Here is a 6309-nt window from a genome sequence, read left to right as displayed (position 1 = left end):
GATCCGGGACGCCTTCTCCCGGCGGGTCGTGGCCTGGGAGACCTCCGCCCGCGCGGACGCCGACCTGGTCCTCACCTCGCTGGAGTACGCGCTGGCCAGCCGTGAGGTCGCTCCCGGCCAGCTCGTGCACCACGCCGACCACGGCTGTCAGTACACGTCCATCAAGCTCACAACTCGCCTCCTACGAGCGGGAATCCACGCATCCATGGGATCGATCGGGGACTCCTACGACAACGCCCTCGCCGAGAACCTGTGGATGCTGATCAAGACCGAGTGCATCCGCGGCCGCGTCTTCGACACCCGCGCCGAGGCGAACCTCGCGCTCTTCGAGTACCTCGACGGGTTCTACAACCCCCGCCGCATCCAGAAACGACTCGGCTACCTCAGCCCCATCGAATACGAGGAGAAGCACTACGCCAACCACGCGACGGCCGAACAAGTGAACCTGAAACCCCGCCAACCCCTTCTGACCAGCTGATCAGCACCTCCCGCACGCCGGGGGAAGCTCAAGGGATACCCGAGCGTGCTGGAAATCAGTACTCACACAGCGGACGGTACTCGTGCCGCGAAGTCGACGGTGGGGATCGCATGATGCCAGGCGGCATCGCGAGCCTGGCATGCGCCGAGCACCTGAGCCGGGTCTTCGATGACCTCGACACCAAGCGTGTGGTCGGTGTCATCGAAGTGGAACTTCACCATCGTGCGGGAGTCGAACAGCCAGTAGTCGAAGTCGGGAAGCCCGAGCTTCGCGGCGGTCGTCCGGTTGAGGTTCCTGATGTCTTCCCCGGCTTCCACGTTGCCGAGGCCGCTGATGAGAAGGAACCGCTGCCCGGTGGTAAGCGGGTCGTCCACGAGGCGGACACGCTCGAACCGCTTGCCGAGGCCGGTCTGTCGCCGCACGTTGGCGTGCCATGGATTCGTCGCGTCGAACGGCAGCTCTTCGCCGCGCAGGAAGCGCTCGAACCGCTCAGTACCGAGATCCACCGCGTAGCCGCGTCGGGTCTCAAGCCGCCAAGCGGTGTGCTCGAACTCCTCGAAGAGGTGGGAAATGTGTTCGAAGGGGAGAATTTCGGGCACCTAGCCTACTCCTTCGGGGTGAATCGGGTGAGCAGATCGCGAGGGACGACGACGAACGTCTCGCCGGGTAGCACATCCCTCAGCTGTCCGAGGGCCTCGTCGTCGGTGAGACGATAGCCCTGGACGACGATGTCGCCGGTCTCCGTTTCGTAAAGTGTGGGGCAGTTGCCGCCGTCCGAGGTGCTGCCGAGGAACTTGAGCTTCATGGTGCTCTCCCTCTCTGCTGGTCGGGGAACCAGGATGGACCGTTGACGGATGCCATGAAGGCCATTCGCCCGAAATGCGACAACCATGATTTGTCTGAGCGAAGTTGAGCATGAAGGCAGGCCGCCGAGGCCGTCGGCCGGCCCCCGTTGTCTCAGGACGTGCTGCGAAGGATCACGGATGTACTTGGAACCTGAGCCGGACACTGCCAAGCGGATGCGCAAGATGCACTTGGTAGCAGCGGAACAGCTCCACGCAACGCCGCTGGGCTCGCGTGAGGCATGGGGCTGGCGCGGGCGCACCCTCAGCCGCCCGGTCGCCACGGCCTCCGGAGACGGCTGGCTCCGCCTGGTATCCGCGCAGGCCGACAAGGCCGGCGGCAAGCTCTGGGAGGGACCGCAGGAGGCCGAGCGCCTCATGCCTCCTGCGGTACCCCGCCCCCGCTTGCGGGAGCGGCACGTTTGGACCGAGGGAGAGTACGGCTACCTGGCGGAGCTGTACGAGGCAGTGACCACGCCCACCATCACCACCCGCGAGCCGATTCTCCGTGAGGCGCCGGCCCTCGATGGTGCCTGGTGGGACGGCCTCAGGGGCGCGCTCGACGCCATCGCCACAGTGTCCAGCAGTCGAGTGGCAGTTCGTCAGGAGTACCTCGACCGGGCCATGCCCGAGTACCTGGGCATCCCCATCGACACCACCGCTCCTGTCTGGACGACGGCTCATGGCGACCTGCACTGGGCCAACCTCACCGGACCGACACTCACGGTGCTCGACTGGGAAGGCTGGGGCATCGCACCTGCTGGCTATGACGCGGCACTCCTCCATGCCTACAGCCTCCTCGTTCCGGACACCGCTGCCGAGGTTCGGCAGCGGCTCGGCCACATCCTTGACACTTCTGCCGGGAGGTTCGCGGAACTCGTGGTCATCACCGAGTTGCTCCAGGCCGTCACCCGAGGCGACAACCTCGAACTGGAGGAACCACTGCGTGCGCGGCTGGCCTACCTGGCGGCCCAGAGCTGAGGTGGCAGCCAGCCCGCACGCTCACCCCTTACCGCGATAGATCCTGCCAGTGGCGCCTGTCCGGAGTTGTGATCACGTGGCGGGGAAAAGGGTTGAACGGATGATCATCCGGCTGCTAGCTTGCGGTTGACCGTGATACCACCCAAGGAGGTGAGACCCGTGAACGCTGTATCGATGTGGGTGCTCCCCCTTCCCGTCACGGCTGGCGATTGATGTAGGTGTCGCCGGGAGCGCCTTGACAACCAGGCAATCCCGGAAGGCAACAACCCATGAATTCTCTGCAGTTCACCGCCGAGTCGTCGTCGAACGGCATGGTCGAGCGCGACTTCACCGTGGGCGGGGTCCCCGGCGTCCTCTGGTCCCCTGTGGCCGGCGCGGACCGTGCACCTTTGGTCCTGATGGGGCACGGTGGTGGCAACCACAAGAAGCACCCGGCGATGTCGGGCAGGGCACAGCGCCTGGTGGAAGCCTGCGGCTTCCACGTCGCCGTGATCGACGCGCCCGGTCACGGCGACCGGCCGCGCACGGAGCACGACGAGCAGGAGATCGCCGCGCTGTTCGCGGCGCGGGCGGCCGGCGAGCCGGAAGGCCCGATCGTCGTCCGCTACAACGCACACCTGGCGGATCTCGCCGTTCCCGAGTACCGCGCGACCCTGGACGCCCTCCAGGCGCTTCCGGAGATCGGCGCCGACGGGCCGGTCGGCTACTGGGGCATCAACATGGGCACCGCAATCGGCGTACCGTTCGTGGCGGTGGAGCCCAGGATCACGGCCGCGGTCTTCGGCCAGCACTGGCCCCACGTCCTGGCCGAGAAGGCGAAGCAGATCACCATCCCGATCGAGTTCGACCTGCAGTGGGACGACGAGCACATCTCGCGGGAAGAGGGACTCACGCTGTTCGACGCCTTCGCCTCGAAGGAGAAGTCCCTGCACGTGAACTCGGGCAAGCACAAGGAGCTGCCCAGGTTCGAGGCTGACAGCGCGGTCCGGTTCTTCGCCCGGCACCTCGGCGGAGCGGTTACCGCGTCGGCCTGACGCGCGTGGTTGCGGTGTCTGGCTGTGCGGTGTTGCTCGTCACTTGGGCGGCTCCGGAGGTTCGTGAGTTCGGGTTGAGCACATGGTCGGGCGGATGACCATCACGATCATGTGGTGTGCGCGTCGTTCCAAGACGGCGAGGCGGGAGACCGCCGCGCGGAGAAAGTGGACGTGAAGCCACCTCGGAGATCAGGTGGTGCGCCGGAAGTACGACAACCATGTATCTGCCCACCGGGTGCGCGGCGGAGCCCCGCTCACGCCCGCCGACTGCGCCGGTAGTAGTCCGCGGCGACCACGGCGAGGAGGGGGCCCCAGGCGAGGAGAGGGGCGTAGCAGGCGGTCATGATGTGGCCGGCGAGGCCGTGCGGGGCGTCGGGGCCGCCCATGGCGCCGGGGCCGTACCAGCCGGAGGCGGACCGCCAGGTGATCAGGGTGACGGCGAGGGCGCCGAGGGAGGCGGGGACGACGGCGGCCAGTGGGTGGATCCGGCGGCCGCCGATCAGGGGGAGCCAGGTGGGGGCGATCTGCCCCCAGGGGCGGACCAGGCCCATGCTGAGGAAGGCCAGGGCTTCGGCGAAGGTGCTCAGGGCGATGGCGTAGACCGTGCCCCGACCGGGGACGTGAAGCTGGCGCACCAGCGCACTGCTGAGGCCGACCGGGATGCCGGCGCCGAGGGCGAGCCGCCAGAGGCCCGAGGGGAGGGCGGTGAGGGCAGCGAGCCTGGCGACGCGCACGGCCCAGGCGGGAGCGGGCAGTGCGGCGTTGGGTGGCGCGGCGATGGGGGCGGTGGTGGTGCTCATGGCGAGGTCTCCTCTGGTCGGGGTTGACGGGTCCAGACTCGCGGCGGGCCGGTGGGCGGGGCAGATGCCGATCTGGCTGAGCTGGGGCAGCGTCATATGCCGTTCGGCACAGGCGCGATCGTCGTGATCTGCCTAGGCTGGGCGGTATGGACGGGGAGACGGGGTGGCGGACGGCCGGTGCCGTGCTGTCGGTGGTGGCAGCGGCGGTGCTGGTGCCGGGGGTGGTGATGGCCGGCCGGTCCGGGCGCCCGAGGCCGGTCGTGGTGGCCAGGGCGGCCGGTCCGGTGTCGCTCGCGCTGACCGTGCTCGGCTGGGCCGTCGGCCCGTACCCGGAGAGCGACCGGCTGCTCGGGCTGGCCGGAGTGGCCGAACTGCTGGCGCTGCTGGGTCTGGTGACCGTGACGCTCCGGGCGGGCCGGGACTGGTTCCCGGTCGCGCTGGTCGGTGCGGCCGTGGTCGGCTGGCCACTGCGCTATGTGCGGCTGCCGCAGAGTCCGCTGGAGCTGGCCGAGTCGCTGGTGTTCGGGGCGGGCACTGTGCTGCTAGCCGCGCTGCTGGGGCTGTACCTGGGGGTGCAGGACGAGCACCGGCGGCGCGAGGTGGCCGCCGCGCGCCGTACGCAGCGGCTCGAACTCGCCCATGACCTGCACGACTTCGTGGCCCATGACGTGAGCGCGATGGTCGCGCTGGCGCAGGCCGGTGCGATCGTGGCGACGGTCGATCCGGAGCGGGCGGCGGAGGTCTTCCGGCGGATCGAGCAGTCCGGGCAGCAGGCGCTGACCTCGCTCGACCGTACGGTCCATCTGCTGCGCACCAAGGAGGAGGGGGTGGCAGCCGCACGTACTCCGCAGCCCGGTCTGGCCGAACTGCCCGAACTGGTGGAGCGGTTCGCCGCCGTCGAGCCGGTCGAGGTGTCGCTGGAGCTGCCTGCCGAGCCGGTCGGGCGGGAGGCCGCCGCGACCGCGTACCGGGTCGTGGTGGAGGCTCTGACCAACGTCCGGCGGCACGCGCCCCGGGCGCGCTCGGTCGAGGTGGAGGTCCGGCGTGCCGGGGGGCGGCTGGAGGTACGGGTGACCAGCGACGGCAGCGCCGGTGAGCGGACGACCAGGCACGGCGGCGGTCATGGACTTGCCCAACTGGCCGAGCGTTGCGAGGCGTTGGGCGGCAGCTTTACCGCCGGCAGGCACGGCGGCAACGGCTGGCGGGTGAGCGCGCTGATCCCGGCCGGCGCGCCGGCCCAGAAGAGCGCGTCGGTGTCGGAGAGCGCGCCGACCGCGAAGAGTGCGCTGGTGTCAGAGAGTGCGCCGGTTCCGGCGGCCGACGGTGAGGTGCGGTGACGGTGGCGGCGATCAGAGTGCTGCTCGCGGACGACGACGACGCGATCCGCAGCGCCTACCGGATCATCCTGGAGGCGCAGCCCGACATCGAGGTGGTCGCGGACGCCGCCGACGGCGCGGCCGCCGTCGAGCTGGCCCACCGCCTGCGGCCGGACGTGGTGCTCGCGGACGTCCGGATGCCGCGCATGGACGGCCTCGAGCTGACCAGGCGGCTGGCGGGGGAGTTCCGGGTGGTGGTGGTGACCACCTTCGACCTGGACGAGTACGTGCACGCCGCGCTGCGCAGCGGTGCCGCGGGCTTCCTGCTGAAGCGGTCGAGCCCGGCGCTGCTGGCGGAGGCGGTACGGGCGGCGGTGGCCGGGGACGCGCTGCTCAGTCCGCAGATCACGGTAAGGCTGCTGCGGCAGCTGGCCCCTCCGTCCGCCGCCCCGGTGGCAGCGCCACCCCGCGAGTCCCTCACCCCGCGCGAGGCGGAGATCGCCCGGCTCGTGGCCAACGGCGCGACCAACGCCGAGATCGCCGCCGAACTGTTCATCTCACCGGGCACGGTGAAGAACCACCTGGCCGCGGTGCAGCGCAAGCTCGGCGTCCGCAACCGGGTCGGCATCGCGGCCTGGGCCTGGGACACCGGGAGTGGCGTACGGCCGGACACCCGTCGGGACGGCTGAGCGAGCACTGGACGCGCGGACACCCCTGCGGACGTGCGAGCACCCCGCCTCTCGTGAGCTTGTGAACGAAAGGTCAAGCGGGTGTTCGGGGTGGTCCACTCTGGAGAGTGAGGGCCACTATCACGTCAACATGGAGCCGTGAAATTTGCACCGGGAGCATCATCATTGA

At 69.6% G+C, this 6309-nt stretch carries 8 protein-coding genes; 5 read left to right on the top strand and 3 right to left on the bottom strand.

The annotated features are described in order from the left end of the window. Nucleotides 1-478 (top strand): transposase (locus tag ACWDAK_RS31460; protein WP_427395445.1); only part of this gene is annotated, 478 nt, incomplete at its 5' end. Between the two features lie 62 nt (nt 479-540). Here ACWDAK_RS31460 and ACWDAK_RS31455 read toward each other — a convergent pair. Both ACWDAK_RS31455 and ACWDAK_RS31450 read right to left on the bottom strand, forming a co-directional pair. Further along, nucleotides 541-1077, bottom strand: coding sequence for a DUF6879 family protein (locus ACWDAK_RS31455; RefSeq protein ID WP_427395446.1), 537 nt, complete (start codon nt 1075-1077; stop codon nt 541-543). 5 nt (nt 1078-1082) lie between these two features. Continuing rightward, nucleotides 1083-1283: a hypothetical protein gene (locus ACWDAK_RS31450; protein WP_427395447.1), complete on the bottom strand. Its 201-nt coding sequence runs from the start codon at nt 1281-1283 to the stop codon at nt 1083-1085. A gap of 178 nt (nt 1284-1461) precedes the next feature. On the opposite strand from ACWDAK_RS31450, the gene ACWDAK_RS31445 reads away from it, so the two are divergent. Beyond that, entirely contained in the window at nt 1462-2301 is an 840-nt protein-coding gene (locus tag ACWDAK_RS31445) for a hypothetical protein (protein ID WP_427395448.1), read from the top strand. Between the two features lie 269 nt (nt 2302-2570). Next, nucleotides 2571-3335 (top strand): alpha/beta hydrolase family protein, encoded by a 765-nt coding sequence (locus tag ACWDAK_RS31440; RefSeq protein ID WP_427395449.1) that lies wholly within the window; start codon nt 2571-2573, stop codon nt 3333-3335. A 254-nt stretch (nt 3336-3589) separates the two neighbouring features. On the opposite strand, the gene ACWDAK_RS31435 is transcribed toward ACWDAK_RS31440, so the two are convergent. Next, nucleotides 3590-4135 carry a hypothetical protein gene (locus ACWDAK_RS31435; RefSeq protein ID WP_344640729.1) on the bottom strand — a complete coding sequence of 182 codons (546 nt, stop codon included), beginning with the start codon at nt 4133-4135 and terminating at the stop codon, nt 3590-3592. A 146-nt stretch (nt 4136-4281) separates the two neighbouring features. On the opposite strand from ACWDAK_RS31435, the gene ACWDAK_RS31430 reads away from it, so the two are divergent. Both ACWDAK_RS31430 and ACWDAK_RS31425 read left to right on the top strand, forming a co-directional pair. After that, complete coding sequence (locus ACWDAK_RS31430) at nt 4282-5472, top strand: sensor histidine kinase (protein WP_427395450.1); 1191 nt, start codon at nt 4282-4284, stop codon at nt 5470-5472. Continuing rightward, on the top strand, nt 5469-6140 hold the full coding sequence (locus tag ACWDAK_RS31425; protein ID WP_344640727.1) for a response regulator transcription factor: 672 nt from the start codon (nt 5469-5471) through the stop codon (nt 6138-6140). The genes ACWDAK_RS31430 and ACWDAK_RS31425 overlap by 4 nt, the downstream gene beginning before the upstream one ends. The last annotated feature ends 169 nt before the right edge of the window (nt 6141-6309 follow it).

The sequence above is a fragment of the Kitasatospora sp. NPDC001175 genome (genome assembly GCF_053598215.1).
The sequence above is the reverse complement of the archived record's forward strand: the minus strand, read 5'-3'. Positions and strand labels throughout refer to the sequence as shown.